This window comes from Centipeda felix (assembly GCF_900186465.1).
In the GTDB taxonomy this organism is placed as follows: Bacteria; Bacillota; Negativicutes; order Selenomonadales; family Selenomonadaceae; genus Centipeda; species Centipeda felix.
In genome coordinates this window covers 169,417-188,795 of the sequence record NZ_LT891956.1, presented here as the reverse complement: position 1 = coordinate 188,795, position 19,379 = coordinate 169,417, and the positions used below count along the sequence as shown (strand labels likewise).

At 52.6% G+C, this 19,379-nt stretch carries 17 protein-coding genes and 1 tRNA gene; 5 read left to right on the top strand and 13 right to left on the bottom strand.

Annotated features, from left to right (window positions below):
* Positions 1-128 precede the first annotated feature (128 nt).
* The 3 genes from C1713_RS01955 (at position 129) to C1713_RS01945 (ending at position 1,332) form a co-directional block, all read left to right on the top strand.
* The gene (locus C1713_RS01955) at positions 129-761 is read left to right on the top strand and encodes a hypothetical protein (protein ID WP_102492856.1); all 633 of its coding nucleotides are present in this window, start codon (positions 129-131) and stop codon (positions 759-761) included.
* Positions 762-781: 20 nt separating this feature from the next.
* Entirely contained in the window at positions 782-1,213 is a 432-nt protein-coding gene (locus tag C1713_RS01950) for a hypothetical protein (RefSeq protein WP_061945656.1), read from the top strand.
* Between the two features lie 45 nt (positions 1,214-1,258).
* Positions 1,259-1,332, top strand: a tRNA-Gly gene (locus tag C1713_RS01945).
* Positions 1,333-1,391: 59 nt separating this feature from the next.
* Here C1713_RS01945 and C1713_RS01940 read toward each other — a convergent pair.
* From C1713_RS01940 to C1713_RS01930, 4 genes are all read right to left on the bottom strand, one after another.
* Positions 1,392-2,198, bottom strand: coding sequence for an Rpn family recombination-promoting nuclease/putative transposase (locus tag C1713_RS01940; RefSeq protein WP_102492855.1), 807 nt, complete (start codon positions 2,196-2,198; stop codon positions 1,392-1,394).
* A gap of 110 nt (positions 2,199-2,308) precedes the next feature.
* Complete coding sequence (locus tag C1713_RS01935; protein ID WP_102492854.1) at positions 2,309-2,827, bottom strand: cysteine hydrolase family protein; 519 nt, start codon at positions 2,825-2,827, stop codon at positions 2,309-2,311.
* A gap of 69 nt (positions 2,828-2,896) precedes the next feature.
* Positions 2,897-3,217, bottom strand: a complete 321-nt coding sequence (locus C1713_RS12280) for an ADP-ribosylglycohydrolase family protein (RefSeq protein ID WP_245870914.1) — start codon at positions 3,215-3,217, stop codon at positions 2,897-2,899.
* Positions 3,183-3,737, bottom strand: a complete 555-nt coding sequence (locus tag C1713_RS01930) for an ADP-ribosylglycohydrolase family protein (RefSeq protein ID WP_245870913.1) — start codon at positions 3,735-3,737, stop codon at positions 3,183-3,185. Before C1713_RS01930 ends, C1713_RS12280 begins: the two co-directional genes overlap by 35 nt.
* A 420-nt stretch (positions 3,738-4,157) precedes the next feature.
* Here C1713_RS01930 and C1713_RS01925 point away from each other — a divergent pair, with 420 nt between their 5' ends.
* Complete coding sequence (locus tag C1713_RS01925; protein WP_102492853.1) at positions 4,158-5,339, top strand: MFS transporter; 1,182 nt, start codon at positions 4,158-4,160, stop codon at positions 5,337-5,339.
* Between the two features lie 305 nt (positions 5,340-5,644).
* On the opposite strand, the gene glpT is transcribed toward C1713_RS01925, so the two are convergent.
* The 9 genes from glpT to C1713_RS01875 form a co-directional block, all read right to left on the bottom strand.
* Positions 5,645-6,973 (bottom strand): glycerol-3-phosphate transporter, encoded by a 1,329-nt coding sequence (gene glpT, locus C1713_RS01920; protein WP_006690701.1) that lies wholly within the window; start codon positions 6,971-6,973, stop codon positions 5,645-5,647.
* Between the two features lie 177 nt (positions 6,974-7,150).
* The gene (locus tag C1713_RS01915) at positions 7,151-7,789 is read right to left on the bottom strand and encodes a response regulator (RefSeq protein ID WP_102492852.1); all 639 of its coding nucleotides are present in this window, start codon (positions 7,787-7,789) and stop codon (positions 7,151-7,153) included.
* A complete protein-coding gene (locus tag C1713_RS01910; protein WP_102492851.1) occupies positions 7,767-9,167 on the bottom strand; it encodes a histidine kinase in 1,401 nt (466 codons plus the stop codon). Before C1713_RS01910 ends, C1713_RS01915 begins: the two co-directional genes overlap by 23 nt.
* Positions 9,167-10,069: a substrate-binding domain-containing protein gene (locus C1713_RS01905; protein WP_102492850.1), complete on the bottom strand. Its 903-nt coding sequence runs from the start codon at positions 10,067-10,069 to the stop codon at positions 9,167-9,169. The genes C1713_RS01910 and C1713_RS01905 overlap by 1 nt, the downstream gene beginning before the upstream one ends.
* A gap of 330 nt (positions 10,070-10,399) precedes the next feature.
* Positions 10,400-12,220 (bottom strand): AlwI family type II restriction endonuclease, encoded by a 1,821-nt coding sequence (locus C1713_RS01900; RefSeq protein WP_245870911.1) that lies wholly within the window; start codon positions 12,218-12,220, stop codon positions 10,400-10,402.
* A 9-nt stretch (positions 12,221-12,229) separates the two neighbouring features.
* On the bottom strand, positions 12,230-14,125 hold the full coding sequence (locus C1713_RS01895; RefSeq protein ID WP_102492848.1) for a Dam family site-specific DNA-(adenine-N6)-methyltransferase: 1,896 nt from the start codon (positions 14,123-14,125) through the stop codon (positions 12,230-12,232).
* A 117-nt stretch (positions 14,126-14,242) separates the two neighbouring features.
* Positions 14,243-15,742, bottom strand: coding sequence for a UvrD-helicase domain-containing protein (locus C1713_RS01890; protein ID WP_102492847.1), 1,500 nt, complete (start codon positions 15,740-15,742; stop codon positions 14,243-14,245).
* Positions 15,739-17,418, bottom strand: coding sequence for an ATP-dependent nuclease (locus C1713_RS01885; RefSeq protein ID WP_102492846.1), 1,680 nt, complete (start codon positions 17,416-17,418; stop codon positions 15,739-15,741). Before C1713_RS01885 ends, C1713_RS01890 begins: the two co-directional genes overlap by 4 nt.
* A 1,171-nt stretch (positions 17,419-18,589) precedes the next feature.
* Complete coding sequence (locus tag C1713_RS01875) at positions 18,590-19,039, bottom strand: HAD family acid phosphatase (protein ID WP_212669083.1); 450 nt, start codon at positions 19,037-19,039, stop codon at positions 18,590-18,592.
* Here C1713_RS01875 and C1713_RS12130 point away from each other — a divergent pair.
* Complete coding sequence (locus C1713_RS12130; protein ID WP_212669082.1) at positions 19,038-19,307, top strand: hypothetical protein; 270 nt, start codon at positions 19,038-19,040, stop codon at positions 19,305-19,307. The two genes, C1713_RS01875 and C1713_RS12130, sit on opposite strands and share 2 nt — an antisense overlap.
* Positions 19,308-19,379: the final 72 nt, after the last annotated feature.

Genomic DNA, 19,379 nt, shown 5'->3' with positions numbered 1-19,379 from the left:
TTTTATAAAACTTTTGTTTTCTGTGGAGATTCACACAATAGGTCTCCTGGCGGGCACTTCTTTTCTCTTTCCCTTTTCCGCGCGCTATGCTATAATAAAATATCGTTAGAAGATGACGGAGAACGGTTATGAAAAAATATCAGATGTTCCTCCTGCTGATCCTATCCATCGCCGTGCTCACTGCTGCTGTGACCGCATCCGCGGCACTGCCGCCCGTCTCCGGCGCCCAGCTCATCCTAAAGCCCGTGCGCATGGAGCAGGGCAAAGACGTGCGCCGTTCCTACTATCAGGTCGGCACGACGGAGATCAAGGCAACGCTCGCACAGATGGGCACGCAGATCCATTTCACCCTGTGGGAGGGCAAGCAGAACGTCTTTCACTTTAGTGCACCGGCATCGCGTCTGGGGCTCGGCTCTTCCGGAGCGTTTATGAGCGACGGGCATCTGTTTTTTTACTGCAACATCAACACACGTGCCGGCTGGCGTCCGCCGGGGGCCCCGCCCGCCACAGGACGTGCGGTCATCGTCGGAAAATCGCCGGTGGACGGTGCATGGCGTATCTACGTCGACAGCAGCGACTACTACAATCCGGTGCCTGACGATTTTCAGGTCTACATCGGATCCGTGCAGCACAGCGCAGATCATCCGTACATCGCGCTCGCATTCGGACCCGAGCTCTATACCGACACGGGCAGACCTGCCGTGCGGTATCGGCTCGACTATCACGCGGACACAGATCAGTTTACATACGAAGAGGAATAAGCACGAGGAGGTGGTTGGTCGTGATCGAGGCGGCCAAGACATTCGAGGAGTATATTGAAAAGGAAAACATCACCGGTTTTGCCATCCGCGAGGTGGGCGACGACCGCGACACCACCGTCTTTGAGAGCGAGATCGAGGCAGGCGAGCGGCGGCTGCCCATCGCCGTCGTCATCGACAGCACCGCCTATGCGACCATCCGCGTCCGTCTTGCGCAGAACGCCGTCGACGACACGAACGCCATGCTGCTCACGGGCTGGCTCATGCGGCAGAACCAAGACAGCCGCCTCATCAAGTTCTACCTCACCTCCGATACCGCCATCCACGCCGACGTCGTCGTCCCGCATAACCCCGTGGCGTTTGACCCCGAGGTCATGACGAGCGTCCTGCGCGTCTTCATCCGCGACATCACAAAGCTCATGCCCGACCTCGCCATGCTCCTGCCCGAGGAGTGAGCGCGTTTGACAAACGCGGGAGAATCTGCTATCATAGCAATCACTGCGGGCGTAGTTCATCGGTAGAATGAAAGCTTCCCAAGCTTTAGAGGTGGGTTCGACTCCCATCGCCCGCTCCAGCGAAAATATAGCACCATCCAAAAGATGGTGCTTTTTTTGTGTAATATACGTTTTTCCTTTATCTTATCTCTTCCAGTTCCTGCCGATACTGCGCCCATTCATCGGCAGGGACACCAATCAACGAGAGTGCCTCATCGGTCGACATCCCCGACATAAAGACGAGTCGACGGAGGATGGCGAGGCGCTCTTCCCTCTGCCCCTCTCTTCGTCCTTCTTTTCTCTCCTCTGCAAGACTAATCGCGTAGCTCATATAACTCGCCTCCTCTTCTGCGGTAGATTTGATCGCATGAATCTCCCTGTCGATCTCCTGCACAAAGTGATCTGTCGTCACAGCGCCGTCGACGTAGCGGAGAAACGCCTTGATGGATGCGTCGATTTCGCCCGTCTCTCCCTTGGTGTTGAGAAAGATCTTTCGCGTGCCGTCCTTCAGCTGGATGTGATTATCCTCCAGACATTGATTCTCAAATGTATAGATGTACCGACCGGCATCAAATGGATCGAAGGAACAGATAAAAATAATAATCGTCGGGTTCAGACGATCGTAGTCCGCCCCTGCAGCAAGCAGGTCAGCGTCCATCATCGCCTGATAGTAGCGCGTACGCTTTGCGAGACCGTCCCCCTCAGGCTTTCTCACCTGCATCTCGATGTTGCAGACTGTGCCCTTTCCGTCCTTCACGTAGACATCCATGCGGACGCCCTTGCTTCCGTAAACGGGAATGAGTACCTTCTCCGTGCCGACATAGGACAGATCTTCAATCTCGATGTGCAGGATGCGCTCAAGCATTTGCTTGCAGATGCGTTTCCGTTTGATAATCAACTTGAACATATAGTCGTCACTGATCGTCAGGTCTTTCCAGTCCTTCATCCAAGCGCCTCCTTTCCCGTATTTTAACCGACCAAACGCTGTAAATCAACGCCGGCAAACAAATTTCTTCCTGTCGGCTCGCCATCATTTTCCAAAACACACGCTTCATCCTACCCGCGCACCTCGATCTGGCATGCTCGCATCGCGTTGAGTGCGGTCGTGTGGCTCTCGGGCGTGACGCCCGCGCAGCAGGCGGCGTCGACACTGATGCGCTTTTCGGGGCAGAACGCCTTCACGAGGAGCGCGTTCGAGATGACGCAGATATCCGTGCAGAGCCCGACGAACTCGATCTCGTCATAGTCCGCGAGGGCGGCGGGGAGTGCCGTCGCGCCGAACGTGGGCTTTTCGATCACGGCGGCCGCCGCATCGGCAAAGGGGCGGAGTGCCTCCACGATCGCCCAGCCCGCCGTGCCGCGAATGCAGTGCGGGACGGGCAGATGCTCCCCCTCCTGCGTCGTGAGATAGTCCGCGCCGTGCGTATCCATGGTAAAGACGAGTGCCGTCCCCGCCGCACGTGCCGCCGTCAGTTTCTCCACCATACGCGGCAGCATCGCTTGCGCCTCCGCCGTACCGAGTGCGCCGTCCACGAAGTCGTTCTGCATATCCACAACGACGATTGCCTTCTTCATTGTATGCCCTCCATTTTCTGATGCTCCCGCCGCTGTCGGCGCGCGGGAGCTTTTCTGTTCTCTCAGCTCTCAGTGCGCTCTCTGCTCCATCCTATAGCGCGCCTCCCATTCATCATAGATGGGACGGAGGCGGTCGTCGAGATAGGAGAGTGCCTGTTCGCGGATCGCGTCTGGGATGCCATAGTACGCCTCAGCGATCGCGCCCGTGATCGCAGCAATGGTGTCACTGTCACCGCCGAGTGAGATCGCCGTGCGGATGGCATCCTCAAAGGAGCACGACTCGAGGAAGCACTCAATCGCCTGCGGCACGGTATGCTGGCAGGTCTCGTTAAAAATATAGTCCTCCCGAATCCCGTCAATGGTAAAGTCGAGCGCGTAGTAGTGCTCCACGATATGGGCGGCGATCTCCTGCTGCGTGCATCCCGTCCGCGCCCTTGATCCCCTCGGGGTGTTTGTGCGTGACCTCCGTCACCGCCTTGGCGAGGGCGATGGCCTCCTCCATGCTGCGCGCGGCAAATCCCGCGGGACTGACGCGCATCGCCGCACCATTGCCGAAGCCGTCGTAGGGCGCAGGGTTATCGGTGATGAACATCCACCAGTAGAACCGCCCGCCATAGCCGCAGTCAGGATAATGCCGCCCGATGCTCCGCATCCAGTGCACCGCATTCGCGCGCAGGCGCGCATAAAACGCCTCCTCCGCCTCTGCCGCATCCGAGAGCCCCGCGGCATCCGCCGCAGGTGCGTCCGCTGCCTCCCTCTGCGTCTCCATGATCGCCTTCGCCACGGACAGCGTCATAATGCTGTCATCCGTCGCAAAACATCCCTCCGCAAAAAGCTCAAAGTCCTTGCTGCGGTGATTGTCGAACTCAAACCGCGAACCGACAATATCGCCAATGACTGCCCCCAGCATCGTATGGCCTCCTTAAAGGAATTACACAGGTTATTTTTCTTTTCCTTTTCTCACAGGAGCAATCTCGTTGTGCCATCTCCTGTGTGCGATGCTCGGCAGGAAGGCACAGCCCCCTGCTGAGAAAGCGTTCAGCACAGCGCTCTTACCGTACGAACAAAGCCAGCACAATCACCACACCGCCCCTGCCGTGTGCACCTCCTTATACTCCATCACGCTCTCTTCTTATTCTGTGCGTATTTTACTTCATTGCTTCTAATTATAACACAGGTAAAATACGCGCGCCATTATCACAATTTCACAGCTTTATACAGATCGCGGAAAATCCGCAAAAAAGGGTGTTTCCCCCTTGCATTTTTTTTATTTTTCTCTACAATGTGGATACTGTCACACAAGGAAAACACAGATAGGGAGGGATGTATTATGACGATGTTGCCGCGCCAGTACATGATGTTGTTCGGGATTACGATTACGGCGTTTATCTTCAACACGTCGGAGTTCATGCCGATCGCACTGCTCATCGATATCTCCAAGTCGTTCTCCATGACGGAGGCGGCGACGGGTCAGATGATCACGATCTACGCGTGGGTGGTGGCCCTGCTGTCGCTGCCGCTGATGCTGCTGACCTGCCGCATGGAGCTGAAGAAACTGCTGCTCCTGATGGTGGCGCTCTTCGGCATCGGGCAGATGATCTCAGGGATCGCGACAAGCTATGATATGCTGCTCGGGGCGCGTATCGTTGTCGCCTGCGCGCACTCGATTTTCTGGTCGATCGCCGCGCCGCTCGCGACGCGTCTCGTGACGCGCGAGCATCAGCCGACGGCACTCGGTATGATCGTGACGGGCAGCTCGGTCGCGACGATTGTCGGGCTCCCGCTCGGCCGCGTGATCGGGCTCGCCGCAGGGTGGCGCATGACGTTCCTCCTGCTCGCCGCGGTCGCTGCTGCCGCATTCGTCTATCTCGCGATTCTCCTGCCGCAGCGCACGCCGGGGGCGGGGGTCAGTGTCCGCGAGCTGCCGTCGCTCGTGCGTCAGCCTGCGCTTGCGTGCATCTACGTCATGACGGCGCTCTTTGCGACGGCGTATTTCACGATGTACAGCTACATCGAGCCGTTCCTGCATACGGTCGCAGAATTCTCGCCCAATCTGATCACGGTGGCACTCATGCTGCTCGGGGTGAGCGGCATCATCGCGAGCCTCGTGTTCTCGCGCATGTACGGCAGGTGCCGTTTCTCCCTGCTGCGCTGGTGTCTGGTCGGGGTTGCCGCCATGCTCTTTCTCTGGCAGGCGGCATCCATCTCCGTCGGCACGATGATCGTACTCACGATGGTGCTCGGCGTGCTCGCAACGCTCTACAATACGATGTTCCAGGCGGAGGTGCTCGCCACGGTTCCGCGCGACGCATCGACGGTCGCGACGGCGATCTACTCGGGGATCTTCAACCTCGGCATCGGCAGCGGAACGTACATCGGCGGGCTGGCAGCGGGGGCTGACCACATCGCCCACATCGGCTACATCGGCGCGGCCATCGCACTCGTCGCCGCCCTGCTCTGCCGGAAGATCTACCTGCCGGCGGTGGAAGTGCCTCACAGGAATCTGCGGTGAGCTAGAAAAGCACTGATAAAGCATACATAAGGGACATGACGCAGCAGCTTGAGCGACGCGGTATCCCTTTTTTTCCCATCATCTTATTCATGGAAATGTAATCTCTTATCACTAAGCAGCGTCTCGACAAGTCAGTCACTCTCATCGCCGCCGCTGCACCGGCAGCAGCTTCCCTGACAGGACAAAATCTGCACCAATCTGACGGACTTCATTTTATCAGCGGTTCCTAAATGCACACAAAATCCCGCCGCATTCGGAGCATTCCGAACGCGGCGGGATTTTTATGTGGGAATGCAGCGATTCCTTTATTCTGTTCTTTTCTTCCCGCCCATGGTCATAAACAGGAAGAAAATCGAGAGGACACAGGAAGCGAGGAGGCTGATGAAGCCGCCCGTCCAGCCGAAGTGGTCAACGACGAAGCCCATGTAGACGCCCGCGAACGCAGAGCCGACGATGTAGCCCATGAGGCCCGTGAGGCCGGTCGCGCCGCCCGTTGCGACACGCGGCACCATGTCCGCCGCCTGCAGACCGATCATCATGACCGGACCGTAGATGAGGAAGCCGATTGCGATCAGTGCGAGGTTATCCACGAGGACGTTGCCGGGCGGGTTGAACCAGTAGACAAGGATCGCGACGATGACGAACGTCATAAAGATCATCGTTGCGGGCGCACGCCGTCCGCGGAATACGCGGTCACTGAGGTAGCCGCTCACGAGCATGCCCGGGATGCCCGCCCACTCATAGAGGAAGTATGCCCAGCGCGAGCTCTCCTTGGAGAAGCCCTTGACCGCCGCGAGATACGTCGGCGCCCAATCGACGACACCGTAACGGATGAAGTAGACGAAGATGTTCGCAATCGCGAGGTACCAGAGCAGCTTGTTCTTGATGATGTACTTCATCAGAACTTCCTTTGCCGTCATCTGCTTTTCCATGACAGCACCGTGCTCCTTCGGGTAGTCGTGCTTGTACTCCTCGATCGGCGGCAGACCGCAGGACTGCGGCGTGTCACGCAGGAGGAAGAAGGTGATGAAGGCGAGGACGATGGAGATCAGCGCAGGGAAGAAGAAAATACTGTTCCATGTGCCAAAGAGGGCGATACCTGCCGTCGCCAGCGGTGCGATCAGGCCGCCGCCGAGGTTATGCGAGACGTTCCACCACGACCACCACGCGCCGCGCTCGGTCTGGGAGAACCACGTCACCATGGACTTTGCATACGGCGGGTAGCCCATCCCCTGGAACCATCCGTTCATGAAGCTCAGGGCGCACATGATCGGAATGCTCGTCATAACCCCCGGCACAACGCCGAACGCGAGCGTCACGAGCGCACTGAGCAGGAGGCCCAGCGTGGCAAAATACTTTGGATTCGAGCGATCCGAGATGTTGCCCATGACGAACTTGCTCACGCCGTATGCAACCGAAAGCATGGTCAGGACGATACCAAGATCCGCCTTGGAGTAGCCGTAGTCCTGAATCATGTAGGGCATCGCGAGACTGAAGTTCTTGCGAATCAGATAGAAGGTCGCATACCCGATGAACGTCCCGAGAAAGACCTGCCGTCGGAGTGACTTGTACCGCTCGTCAATCTGGTCGGCGGGCAGCCGCTCAATGTGCGGTGCCGGTGAAAAAATTGACATATAACTCCATCCCCCTTGAAAATTTTATGCTGTCTGCAGTATAGCGAATGCCGCATTGCCCGACCATCGGCAAAGTTCTGTTTTTCCCTCGGATTTCCCCCCATTTTTCCATCAGAAATACAAGAACCCCACATCAGAAAAAATCCGATGTGGGTTCTTTTGATATGTCTCGGCACGCTACTGTAAAAGCCCGTTCCGCAGGGCGAGCGTGACAAGATCGCTGCGCCGACTGCAGTGGAGTTTCTCGTAGATATGTTTCTTATGTGTGTCCACTGTCTTTACACTGAGATGCAGCCGCTCGGCAATCTCCGTGATCGTATACCCGTGGATCAGCTCGTCAAAGACCTCCCGCTCCCGCGCCGTGAGCACGCTGCGTGGGTCATCCGCCGCCTCCTCTGCGGGGCGGAACATGATGTCCATGAGTGACTGCTGTGCATTCGGACTGAGGTAACGCCGTCCCTGCGAAAGTGCCTGCAGCGCATCGAACAGCTCGTTGTCCGCCGAGGTCTTGGGCAGATAGCCCATCGCCCCGTACTGCATCGCCTTGTAGATATACTCCTCATCCTCGTGCATGCTCAGCACGAGGATCTTCACCGCAGGATAGTGTGCGCGGATCTCGCGGATGCAGGCGAGCCCGCCCATCCCCGGCATCGAGATGTCCATGATCACGAGGTCGATCGGCTGCGCCGCCAGCAGCCGCAGTGCCTCCTCGCCGCTCTCCGCCTCCGCCGTCACCGTATAGGCGGACGTGTTTTTGAGCAGCAGCTTCATCCCCGCGCGGATCAGCAAATGGTCATCCACAATCATCAGATTCATCCGTCAGCCCTCCCCTTCCACGCAGCTCAATGCGATAGACCGTCGTCCACTCCGGCAGCTCTGCAGAGAGCTCCATCCGCCCCGCGAGCAGGCGCACGCGCTCCACGATCCCGTAGATCCCCATGTGGTTCTCGCGCCGCGCCGCACGGATGCGCTCCTGCGTAATGCCGTCGCCGTTGTCCTTCACATAGAGCACGATGCGCTCCTCTGCGGTCAGGCGAATCTGTGCCCGCGTCGCGTGGGAATGCCGCACGATGTTCGTCAGGCACTCCTGCACGATCCGATAGACCGCCAGACTCTCCACGTCGCCGGGCACCGCCTCGACCGCGCAGACGAGCTCGATGCCCACCGCGTGCTTGCGCCGATAGTCCGCGACCAGCTTCTCAAGTGCCGCCTCAATCCCCAACTCATCCAGTGCCGGCGGGCGCAGCTCCACTGCGAGATTCCGCAGCCGCGCGAGCGTATCCGCCGTCTCGTCACGGATCGCGAGCAGCGCCTTCTGCATATTTTCATCGTCCGTCTCGTTCGCGAGCGCACGCAGGGAAAAGAGCAGTGCCGTCAGCGTCTGCCCGCTCTCGTCGTGCAGCTCCATTGCAATCCGCTTACGCTCCTCCTCCTGCGCCGTGATGATGTGCCGCAGGAGACGGCTGCGCTCCTGCGCACCCTCGCGCAGATGTCGCTCCATATCGTTCATCGCATTCGCCAGACGCCCGATCTCATCTGTCGCGGGGAACGTGATCGCACGCCCCGAGAAATGCCCCTTGGAGATATGCTCCGCACGTTCCATCAGATGATGGAGCGGACGCGTCAGGATCTCCGACAGGCGAAAGATCAGCACCGCCGCGAGGAGCAGGATGACCAGCGTTATCCCCAGCATTTTCAGCACATTGGAGACCAACAGCTCCCGCAGCGCATCCTCGCTCACACCGACGCGAACCGCGCCAAGCGCACCGCCCTCGATCGGCCAGCGGATGTCCTGGATCTGCCCGAGGCTCGTGTCCACGCGCAGCACCTCCGGCTCTGCACCATCCGCTCCGTGCAGCTCGCGCAGATGCAGCGGCATCCCCTTTGGAAAGGTATGCGCCATCACACGTCCGTCCGTGTCCAGCAAAAAGATATACGATACAAAGTCATTGTTGCGCTTCTCTGTGTGAATCAGCTCCTCGAGCGCAAAGAGATTGCCCGTCTGCAGCGCGTCGCTGCTGAGCTCCGCCACCTCTGCCGCCACGCTCAGCCCGCGCCGCTCCAGTGACGCACGCATGATGTCGGACAGCGTGACGAGCATGAGCGCACCCGAGAGAATGGCGAAGAGCAGCACAATCCCCATCACGATCACCGTCAGCTTGCCCGCAATGCGGAGCTTTGCAAAATACTGCATCAGATCCCCTCTTCCGGCGAGAACCGCGGATAGAGCTCCGGCTGCGGCGGTACGAAGCGGTCGATGAGCAGCTGCTCCATCGCCTCCTTTGCCTCCGGATCTCTGTCCAGATGCAGCAGGATCTCCTGCACCGCATCCGCCTCCCTCAGATCGCGCCGCGCCACCACAGGACCCATCCCGCTCCCCGGCAGCACCTGTACGATCCGCACCTGCTCGAGCATCGCGGGCGCATACTCCTGATAGTAGTCATATGTCAGGCTCGCAATCACGCCGCCATCCACCAGACCGTCCGCCACCGCACGCAGCGAGTCGTCGTGACTGTAGGTGAAGTAGGAGGAGCGGAAGAACGTCTCGGGATCCTCGCCCATTTTCCGCAGATATGCACGCAGCTCAAGATAGCCCGAGTAGCTCATCGGGTCCACATAGACGAACCGCCGCCCGCGCAGCTCCGCAAGCGACTCGATGCGGCTCGTACGCGGGACAATCACATACGAGAAATAGTAGTTCGTTCCGCTCCGCTCCGGCATCGCCAAGAGGCGTACATCCTCCTTTTTTCCATACACCATATATGCACCGCTCGACAGAAACGCTACATCCGCATCCCCCTTCGCCAACAGCTGATTGATCTCGGCGTAGCTGCGGCGATGCAGGAGCAGCACCGGCCGTCCGAGCAGCCGCCCGAGACTGCGCACCATCTGACTTTGATAGCCCTCCGTGCGCGCATGGTTCAGCACCGAGATCATCGCCACCCGCAGCGGCGGCTCCCGCATCTCCATCTTGTACCCCGGGATCGGCTCCACCTGCTCGAAATCGATCTGCGTCCGCTGCTCGGCACGGAGGTAGAAGAATACACCGGCCAACAAAGCAAGCACCAGTCCCGTAAAAATATATCGCCGCTGCATGATACACCTCCTTTGCCGCGCACAGTATGAGAAACACTCTCTTTGTTTTCTTCTATTATAACATATTCCGCAGCAAGAGAAAAAAGGACACGTCCAACAGCCCTGGAAAACATAAGAGCTGCTGCACGAAGGTGTTTTTCCCCATGCAACAGCTCGATTCCCTTGGGTATTATGGAAGCACTGGTAAATTCAGCAACGTCATCTTAGCGCATCTTTTTTCCCACATTTCGTTCTCCCCCACTCCACATAGCTCTGGCTATCCATCCGAGTGCCTCCTGAACAGGAAAAAATCTCCACCAATCGGACAGCCTTCATTTTATCAGAGATTCCTTAACGAATTTGCATGCCCTGTGACAAATCCGTATCCCGATCAAAACACTTCCTGTCCGCCGCCGTGAGGGTCTGCCCTTCCTCGTAGATGTAGGCATGGCTACCCGTCTGTGACATCCGTTGCAGCTCATCTACATGGCTTCGCACAGTATGTTCAATATGTGACTTCCATGCAGGCGCATCCATCACCGCACGATTCTCCCCGCAACAGCGCAGCAGCTCACGCACACGTGCAGGTACTGCGTCACCGGAAGAAAACATTGCATTAAAATACATCTGGTACTGTGCCAGTGTCAATGGAACGATCTGCAGCTCTTGCCGCACATCCTCCTTCGTATACCATATCCCATGGCGAAATGTCTCAGCCGTATTCGTATCAATTTTCACCGCAATAAAGAGTCCGTAGACCGGCTTGGGTGCCCATCGGAGAACCGCATCAGAAACATGACGACGCACCGGCTCCCCCTCCATCGCCTCCTGCCGCGAGGACGAGGACATCGTAACCTCCGTGAGAATCGCAAAATCGTCGAACTCGCTGTAGAGATCGCCCTTGCCGCCGCCTGCGGTGCTGACCGGCATAAAATCCGCATCCATCTTAAACCCGCGCACCTCATACGGCATCGTAGTCAGGTGATTGATGGCAAGAATTGCACGCCACAGAATCCACTCGAGATACACAGGCAGCTCATCCCGCGGCACCTCGATTTCGTAGTCCTCATCATAGGTCTTCTTCCCGCCGCCGCGCAGGATGAGTGTCATATAGTCAGAGATCTCACGCCACTCGTGGCATTGGCGCTGCGCATACTGCATCTCATCTGTCTGCGCCAAGAGCTGCTCCAGTCTCTGTCGTGCGACATTGATCTGTACCGCTGTCTCGAGAGGTGGCGCGGGAGGCTCAAATGCGATGTGCCGCTCCTTTAGGAGTTTTTGCAGCGCATCCAACAATTTGCGCGCAACGGGAACATCGTCCGTCGGTAGAGGAGCTCCGGCACACAATACTTTATATGAATGTAGGAGCGAATTCTCCGACACCGATGACTGCGCAAGCTGCTCCGCCAGAACACGCTTCGTCGGCAAGATCATCAGCCCTCTGCCTCTGCGTTGGAAGATGCCTGTGATCCTGAGATAGCGCATATTCATATCTGCGTAGTCGAGAAAATTATCCGCTTTCTTGTGGTAGCACTCCGCACGCCGTTCGATTTCGCCGCGATCAAACTTCCTCTTCGACGCAGCATGTTGACGGCGCTCCCTGAGGTCAAGAATGCGATCCACAACGGCAGAGAGATCGTCCTGCGGTGTTGTCGTCTGTGCCCAGAGGGCAAACTCGATACGGCTGATCTCGGACGAACCCGTGCGTCGCTCGAGCTCCAACATAATTGTCAGCACCCAACGCAGTGGTGCGAAATAGCCTCCCTCCGGCAGGATCTCCTGTGCCACGCTCATCGCACGGAGGAAGCACTCCTGCATCGCTGGATAGGTGTCTGCCATGAGGAACGTACGTCCAAACGGCGTAACAGTGTCGAGTGCACCAAGAGAGGCCTGTTTCTCCTTCATCTTTTTCAGCTTGGGGTAAATCAGTCCGTTCTTCGCGAACATCAGCCGCCACTTTCGTGCATGACTGCCGGAGGCATCCTTGCCAGCCTCATTGTGAATGATGCCGCGTTCATTGAGAAGATTCATGAAACCAATTTCGTTGTCCCGCCCGCGAAAATTCCCCACAAATGGAGACTCCGCGTAGATACGAAACCCCTCCTGAATACGGTTCGGGCTGCGCAATCCCGTATTGCCGACCAACCAGATATCGATTTCCCGCACCATCATGACATCCCCTCAATACCCGACAAAGAGATACTCCTGCACAGAGTTCCGATGTGTTTTCGCAGCCCCCTGATTGCCGAATGAGTAGCGATAGTCCACAGGAATTACCTCAACGTGCTCCTTGTATTTTGCCATCAGAGCAAGCATCTCCTCCTGGGTCGGCAGGCTGTTTGAAGAGTAAGACACAACCAGAATACTCTGAGCGAACTTACGAAACAGGCGGTCAAATGCCTCTGCCGCACCGAGACGTGAGGAGAATGGAGTTGGATAGGACTTGAATTTTTTCGTCAGCGTATGCGCCTGAATCTCCACGCCCTCCCAATCCCGTGCAAGTCCCTCAACGAAATGGTAACGGCGCACATATTCATTGTCCGAGAGCGGTGAGTAGTAGGGCGGATCCATGTAGACGAGCTCCGCCGGTGTTCGGAGCGTCATCGCATCGCCCCAGCGCGAGCGGTTCACCCGACCGTTGTCAAAAATCGCCGCATTCACCAATTCCACTGCCGCAAGGAACTGTTCTGCCAATGATTTTTTCAGATCTTTTCTGCCATCATCATAACGATGCCCTGTATATGTAAAGATGCCGCGTGGACGTTTCTTGATGCATGCGCGAATGAGTGCCGTCATCGCAATCGCTCGCTCGTACGGATTGTGCAGATCACGAATATTTGTCCGCAGCGTATCAATCAGCTCATTCTCCGCATCCGTATAGTAGATTCCTTGAAACGTTTGTGCAACAAAGTGATCCGATTCCTTCTGCGCGAGAAGCAGCTCCTCCGCCGTGCGTGACGAAAGTGTAACCGTATTATTTTCCACCATCGCCTTTGAGAACGTCGCTGACATCGCCATATAATCATTGCTCAGGACAGTCTTGCCCTGCGCCTTGAACATATAGCTGACAATCCCCGAGCCAGAAAAGAGATCTGTGATGGTCTCTGCGTCAAACTGTGACGCGACCGCCCAAACCTCATGGAGAAGCTTCTGCTTCGACCCCATGAAACGCGTCGGTGGATAGTGTGAAGCCTGCGGCGAAAGAGGTACATCGCCGAGCGTAATACGCGGATACGGCGCAGGGGTTGCTGTTACGATTACATCTTCTCCTTTACGACTCTTCCCATTGCAGGAAATATGTCGCTTCGTCTGAATGATATCAATCCGGTACGGCGCATAAAGCTCATGCACGAGCGGATGGTTCGAGTTCGTAAGGATGACATAACACCCGCGCTCATAGAGACGTGCGACCATCTCTGCGAGACGTACATGATCCTCCTCGTAGAACTGCTCCTTCGTATAGCGCTTGAAATCCGCATACGCCGAGATCGGCAGATACGGCGGATCCAGAAAGATCAGATCCCCCGCCGCCGCATGATGTTCCAATACATCCAGATAGTCGCCGCAGATGATCTCTGCACGCGAAAGGACACGCGACGCTGCATGAATCGCCGCACGATCACAGATTTTTGGATTTTTATACCGCCCAAAGGGGACATTGAACTGCCCCTTCTTATTGACACGGTAAAGCCCGTTAAAACACGTCTTGTTGAGGAAGATCATCCGTGCAGCCGCCTCTGCTGGAGGCAGCTGCTCCCAATCAAGTGCACGCACCTCATAGAAACGCTCGCCAGTATTCTCATATTGCTCCAGATATGCGATGACCTGCTCTGCATTCGATGCGACTTCACGGTACATATTGATGAGCTCCGGATTGCTGTCCGCAAGAACAGCGTGCTCCGGCTCCAACGCGAAAAAAAGAGCTCCGCCGCCAAAAAACGGCTCAATGTATTTTCCATAGTGCGGCGGCACCTTTGCAGACAACTCCCCGAGCAGCTGCGTCTTCCCGCCTGCCCACTTTAGGATGGGCTTTACCTTATATTCTTCTGCTATGTCCATATTTGTCGATGTACTCATATACACCCCCTTGGCGTTTATTATAACATATTGCAGAACATACACCGTTCCTCCACTTCAAGAGTCTACGCATCATATACAACAGACAAACACTCATCGATATAAAATTCACTGCGATTATCCAAGTGTCACTAAATCATCGATATTCAAACCACTCAACGCAACGATCTCAGATAGATTATTTTCAAATTTACTTCCAGGATAATCATCAAACTTTATAATAACTACTTTTTCTTTTGCTCTAGTTACTGCGACGTAATGATTATATATGTCTTCTTTTTTTGAAAGATTATAGTCGCCTACAAATAATATTACTTGGTCAAACTCCAAACCTTTTGATGAGTGAAGTGTGAGTGCGATATTTTGATATTTATTTGTATCAAATGCTGCATAATATCTTTTTTGGTTGATCGTTATAAATAGTTTTCTCAAATGCTCGCCCCGGTATTCATAACCAAGATATTCACATAAATCAATTACAGCGTCACAAAACTCCTGTTCTTCTGGGGATTCCGCGATCAAATCAAGTTTTTTCTTGATAGCTACTATGTTCTTACGCTCAGCTGTACCTTCAGAGGGAATTTCAGACACCAAATCATACACCGAATACTCTTGCAGGATAATATACTTTGCAATTCCTGCATATAACCAAGCCGTTTCTGTTGTGATGTCTGCAATTGGCGGCTGGGGAATGAATACAAATGGGGCTCCGGCTTGACTCAGTTCAGATGCTCCACTTTCGGCATCATTGTTTCTATAGCGTAAAAGTGCTGTCTTCTTTTCCATGTCAATGTGCCTAAGTGTGTCATTTGCCCATCTTCTCTGATTAGAGATTATCCAAATAATATTGTCGAGGCGATCCGTCGATCTGTAAAGCGCACGCGTTTCTTCAAATAATAGATTCGAGTAATTTTGAATCTGCTTACATGAACGGTAATTATCCCCCATAAATATCTTCTGAAAATTAGGCTTTCCCCAAATGCCTCGAAACGCTTCCGGATATGCCCCTCGCCATGTATAGATGGATTGCTTTTCATCCCCAACAATAAAGGTATCTATATCAAGATCATCACAAATATACATAAAGAATTTATGCATTGACTTGTCACAATCTTGGTATTCATCAATATATATCTTGAAATATTTTGCCTGAAGATACAATTTACATGCAGATGATTTACTCATAATATCAAAAGCAAGGTCAAAAATAAAATTATTTTTGTTTTCCTTATAAGAACACAACACCTTCTCCTGTTTTATTTTATCAAGGCCTTCTTCAAATGTATCGACACGAACAGAATAGTCGGTACTCATATCATCGTCATATGCAGCCCCATATACATCTTTCAAAAACGGTTTGATAATCTCCTCAATCGCAAAGCTATTATTTGTTCCAATGAAATGATTTGATATATCAATTATCAAGCGATCTTTGATCTCTTGTGCAGCTTTAATTGTAAACGTAATTGCAGCAATTACTTTATGTGAATGGTTCTGCTCAATTTCAGCAGCGATTTTCGTAACCATTGTATGTGTTTTTCCTGTACCTGCACTGGCTCGAACAACTAAATTTCCAGGTGTCTCTACAATTTTCTGTTGTACGGATGATAATGTCATTTTAGAATCTCCTTCAAACACGAAAAATTGTAATGATTGAAGATTGCGCTACAATCATCATCCGTTATCACACTTATTAATTCAACCATGTGGAAGCGTTTTGCTTTTTGCAAATATTTAACCGGAGAATCTGTATCTAAGTATTTACACAGCTGATCGTGCAAAACCTCATCCAGGTCATTCTCTAAATCAACCTTGGAAAGAAAGATGCCATAATCTTTGCGGATATTATCGAGAGTTTCTCGTTGTTCAGCATATAGGGATCTTTTTTTCTCCTCACTATTATTCATACATGATTGAATTGCAAGAAGCTCTTTCCCAATCATCTTATTACAACGCTGAAATCCATATGCCATATATTGTTTCTTTCCATGAGGACATCTTAGATCATTATCCGTTTTGATAATTAATTTTATGCCTAGCGCATTAAGTATTTCGTGATACTTCTCAAATCCAATCCCTTCTACTGATAAGATATAGATGCCATTAACCTCGTAAAAAGGATTGATTATGGATAATACTCTTTCAAAGAGCAGGACCTCGGAAGGACCTTCCACCAACAGCACTGTACTTGCAAAAACGGCTTCGGCTAAACATCGATTCAGCATTTTTCTGGTTTTTTCAAAATTCGGTAAAACTTTATAGAAATAGCTTGCGCTGTCAATTGTCGAGCCATGAAAGATTCGAATAAGACTTACATGATCCATACCATACAACACAAACGGAGAGTGGGTGGTGACAAATAGATATCGATATTTATCTTTCGCAAACAATATTTGAGATAAGGCAATTTGCATGGATTTATGCAGGTGATTTTCTGGCTCTTCAACAAGGAATATATTGATTTTTCGCTCTTCACTTTGCTCTGAAAGCAGTCCAAAAATTGAATATGATAGTAATTTCTTCCGCCCCTCTCCAGCAGTTGGATATAAATTTTCATCATTATCTTGTTTGATATACGGAACAATATTGGAGTATAAGCCTTTTACAGCAATTTCCGACTTGATTGAAATCGAAATGCCTTCGTCACGAAATTTTTGATACTCCGGTGTAATCTTCTTCTCAAACTCCTTGACACCGGATAGATTCGATATATTCATATTGAGCTGATCCAATGCTGATTGGATGTCCTGAAGTATATCATTATCATCCTCCTGATCGCTTCTAATCAACCAATTGATGTTTTTTCTAAACAGGCTATGCAGCTCTACATAGGAGTCGATATAGATTACATTGAAAACATAATCCAGCTCATATCGATATCCTTTCTGCTTGATTTCATAAAGATGATCTAAACTGTCGCCCCAAGACATGATGGGCATCGCAACTAAATCCTGGACATCATACTCAGCAATCAGTTTAATAAAAGCTTCTGTATGATTGCTACGCATAACCTCCTTCAGCTGAGCTCTCAGTTTCTGTGTATCCGAATCATCTGTATCACTTATATCTAGAACAACAATAATTTCAATGGGAGAATCTATGTTTTTTCGATGGAAATCTGAGTCTAAAAATCCATTCTTTCTTATATCTTTGTCAAATATATAACGCATGGCGTACAAGAAATTTGTTTTCCCGATATCATTCAACCCGAAAAATATATTCTTATTCGTGATATCAATTTCAATATCTTCAAAATTTCTAAAATTCTTGATCGATATTTTCTTAAACTCCATCGTTTTCCTCTCTGCAAAAGCTATTGACGTATATACTTGAAATTCATATTTTTCAAAAAATAATAGACTTAGGTCAGCAGTGCTCCTGCTGAAAAGTTAGCGCCCATAGACCATACAGAATTTAGTACTGATGTAATCATGGTACGGCATTTTTTCGTTTTAGCTTTCATAGGCAACTCCTCCTTGTCCGACATGCCAGCTTCTGTTACGAAGTCGTGCATCAAACCTATTAGGATAACTACTATGGGTGCTAAAAGCGAGAGCACAGGAATAGCTGCCCCCGGCACTGCCGACCTAAGTCTATTATTACTTTTAAATTATAACACTGCTTCGGCAGATAGTCCATCATCAATTCTCTTACCGTATAATTAGGGAAGTACTGCCATCTTGGTACATCTTTTTCGCCCTCTCTTTATCGACAGATTCTCCACATAGCCTTTGCTATGCGTCGGGCTCTCTCCTTGACAGGACAAAATCTGAACCAATCCGAGAGCCTATTTTATCAACCATTCCCTAGAAAAGCTCACTATATATCCACATCACCCCAATGATTTCAGAACGGGTAGACGGTCAACGTGATATTGTCCATATTTTATACAAAGGATATATACTCACCGTACCTAATCGAGTACATCCCAGAGAATCCGCTTGACGTCTAGGGCAGAATACAATTCATCACATACGCTTTTGCAAATGCCTCAGGTGTACTAAAACAATTTAGTCTCTATTTCTCAAAGGTCAGATTGCTCTGCTTCAAAAGAATAACGCGATCGATACTCTTGCTATTGTGATACAACAATGGCTCAGAAACCTGTCATGAAAAAACCCGGTTACCACACTGCACAGGAATGTTTCCTGAATGAGTGTCGTAAGGCTTCGATTTGCTAGTCTTTTTTACCGTGCAACTTATTCTTGCAATCTACCGCAAACAGGCCGATCCATATAAGTCTTGAATTGTCATAGGAGAAAGGCTTCGTTTCGCATCATATCAAATTAAGTATTGTATCGTTGGTTAGTTCTCATCAGAATGCTCTGTATAATTTATGCATCTTTACATCAAATGTATTTTCCTTTATTTCGCCGTATTATCCGTCGATTCCTGCATTATAATATATCCCCCAAAACGCCCGCCCCTGCATTTGCAGAGACGGGCTCTTTTCATTGTATTCTGTTACTCCGTCAGCATCTTTTCATAGAACGCCTCTCGCGCCTCGGGGCTCATGGTCATGTAGTCCTTCGAGAGGGCGCTGACCCACGAGCCGTAGGCGGGATTCGGAAAGACGATGTACTGTGTGCCGAACTCCTCCTGCGCCGCGTCGATGGCGGCATTCCGTGCGGCGCGGTTCATTCCCTTGGTCCCGAGGGGGAGGTCGCCCGCGTTGTCGCCCATATAGACGACGACATCGTAGTCCTCTGTGATCCGATCAAAGCGCGGCTGCTTGTCGCTCATCTTCCGATCCTCCATGAGGAGAACGTGCTCCGCGTCGACGGAGGGGAAGCCGAGTGCCTTGAGGTTCTCGATGGTCGGCTCGTAGTTGACTTCGCTCCAGCGGTTGCTGACGTAGAAGATGGCAACGCCGCGCCGCGCGACCTCGCGCAGGAACTCTGCCGCGCCCGGCATGGGCCTCGGAGCGAGCCTCGTGCACGGTCGCACGCCACCAGAGCGCATCGTAGCGGCCGTTGCCCGCGGCGGCAGCCTCTGCCATGGCACGCGTGTTGTCCGTGACGGTCTCATCGCAGTCGAGGACGATGGCGAGCGGCTTGCCGCTGCGGGCTGCGGGATTCGTCTGCGCGCGGTCGATTGCCATGAGCGCCGCATTGTAGCCCTGATAGCAGAGCGCGCGGTACTCACCGCGGCTTGTGCATCGAATCGGATGATACTCATGTAAAGCAGCTGTTGGACAGCTTTGTGGTACTGTACAAAGACGGAGCGTCTCCGGATTGAATCACACATCAAAAAA

Coding starts and splice junctions, on each gene's coding strand:
- C1713_RS01955 (WP_102492856.1), top strand. CDS start 129: ATGAAAAAATATCAGATGTTCCTCCTGCTGATCCTATCCATCGCCGTG.
- C1713_RS01915 (WP_102492852.1), bottom strand. CDS start 7,789: ATGAATCTGATGATTGTGGATGACCATTTGCTGATCCGCGCGGGGATG.
- glpT (WP_006690701.1), bottom strand. CDS start 6,973: ATGTCAATTTTTTCACCGGCACCGCACATTGAGCGGCTGCCCGCCGAC.
- C1713_RS01910 (WP_102492851.1), bottom strand. CDS start 9,167: ATGCAGTATTTTGCAAAGCTCCGCATTGCGGGCAAGCTGACGGTGATC.
- C1713_RS01890 (WP_102492847.1), bottom strand. CDS start 15,742: ATGACATTATCATCCGTACAACAGAAAATTGTAGAGACACCTGGAAAT.
- C1713_RS01935 (WP_102492854.1), bottom strand. CDS start 2,827: ATGAAGAAGGCAATCGTCGTTGTGGATATGCAGAACGACTTCGTGGAC.
- C1713_RS01875 (WP_212669083.1), bottom strand. CDS start 19,039: ATGCCGGGCGCGGCAGAGTTCCTGCGCGAGGTCGCGCGGCGCGGCGTT.
- C1713_RS01940 (WP_102492855.1), bottom strand. CDS start 2,198: ATGAAGGACTGGAAAGACCTGACGATCAGTGACGACTATATGTTCAAG.
- C1713_RS01930 (WP_245870913.1), bottom strand. CDS start 3,737: ATGCTGGGGGCAGTCATTGGCGATATTGTCGGTTCGCGGTTTGAGTTC.
- C1713_RS01900 (WP_245870911.1), bottom strand. CDS start 12,220: ATGATGGTGCGGGAAATCGATATCTGGTTGGTCGGCAATACGGGATTG.
- C1713_RS01905 (WP_102492850.1), bottom strand. CDS start 10,069: ATGCAGCGGCGATATATTTTTACGGGACTGGTGCTTGCTTTGTTGGCC.
- C1713_RS01885 (WP_102492846.1), bottom strand. CDS start 17,418: ATGGAGTTTAAGAAAATATCGATCAAGAATTTTAGAAATTTTGAAGAT.
- C1713_RS01895 (WP_102492848.1), bottom strand. CDS start 14,125: ATGAGTACATCGACAAATATGGACATAGCAGAAGAATATAAGGTAAAG.
- C1713_RS12130 (WP_212669082.1), top strand. CDS start 19,038: ATGGGCCTCGGAGCGAGCCTCGTGCACGGTCGCACGCCACCAGAGCGC.
- C1713_RS01925 (WP_102492853.1), top strand. CDS start 4,158: ATGACGATGTTGCCGCGCCAGTACATGATGTTGTTCGGGATTACGATT.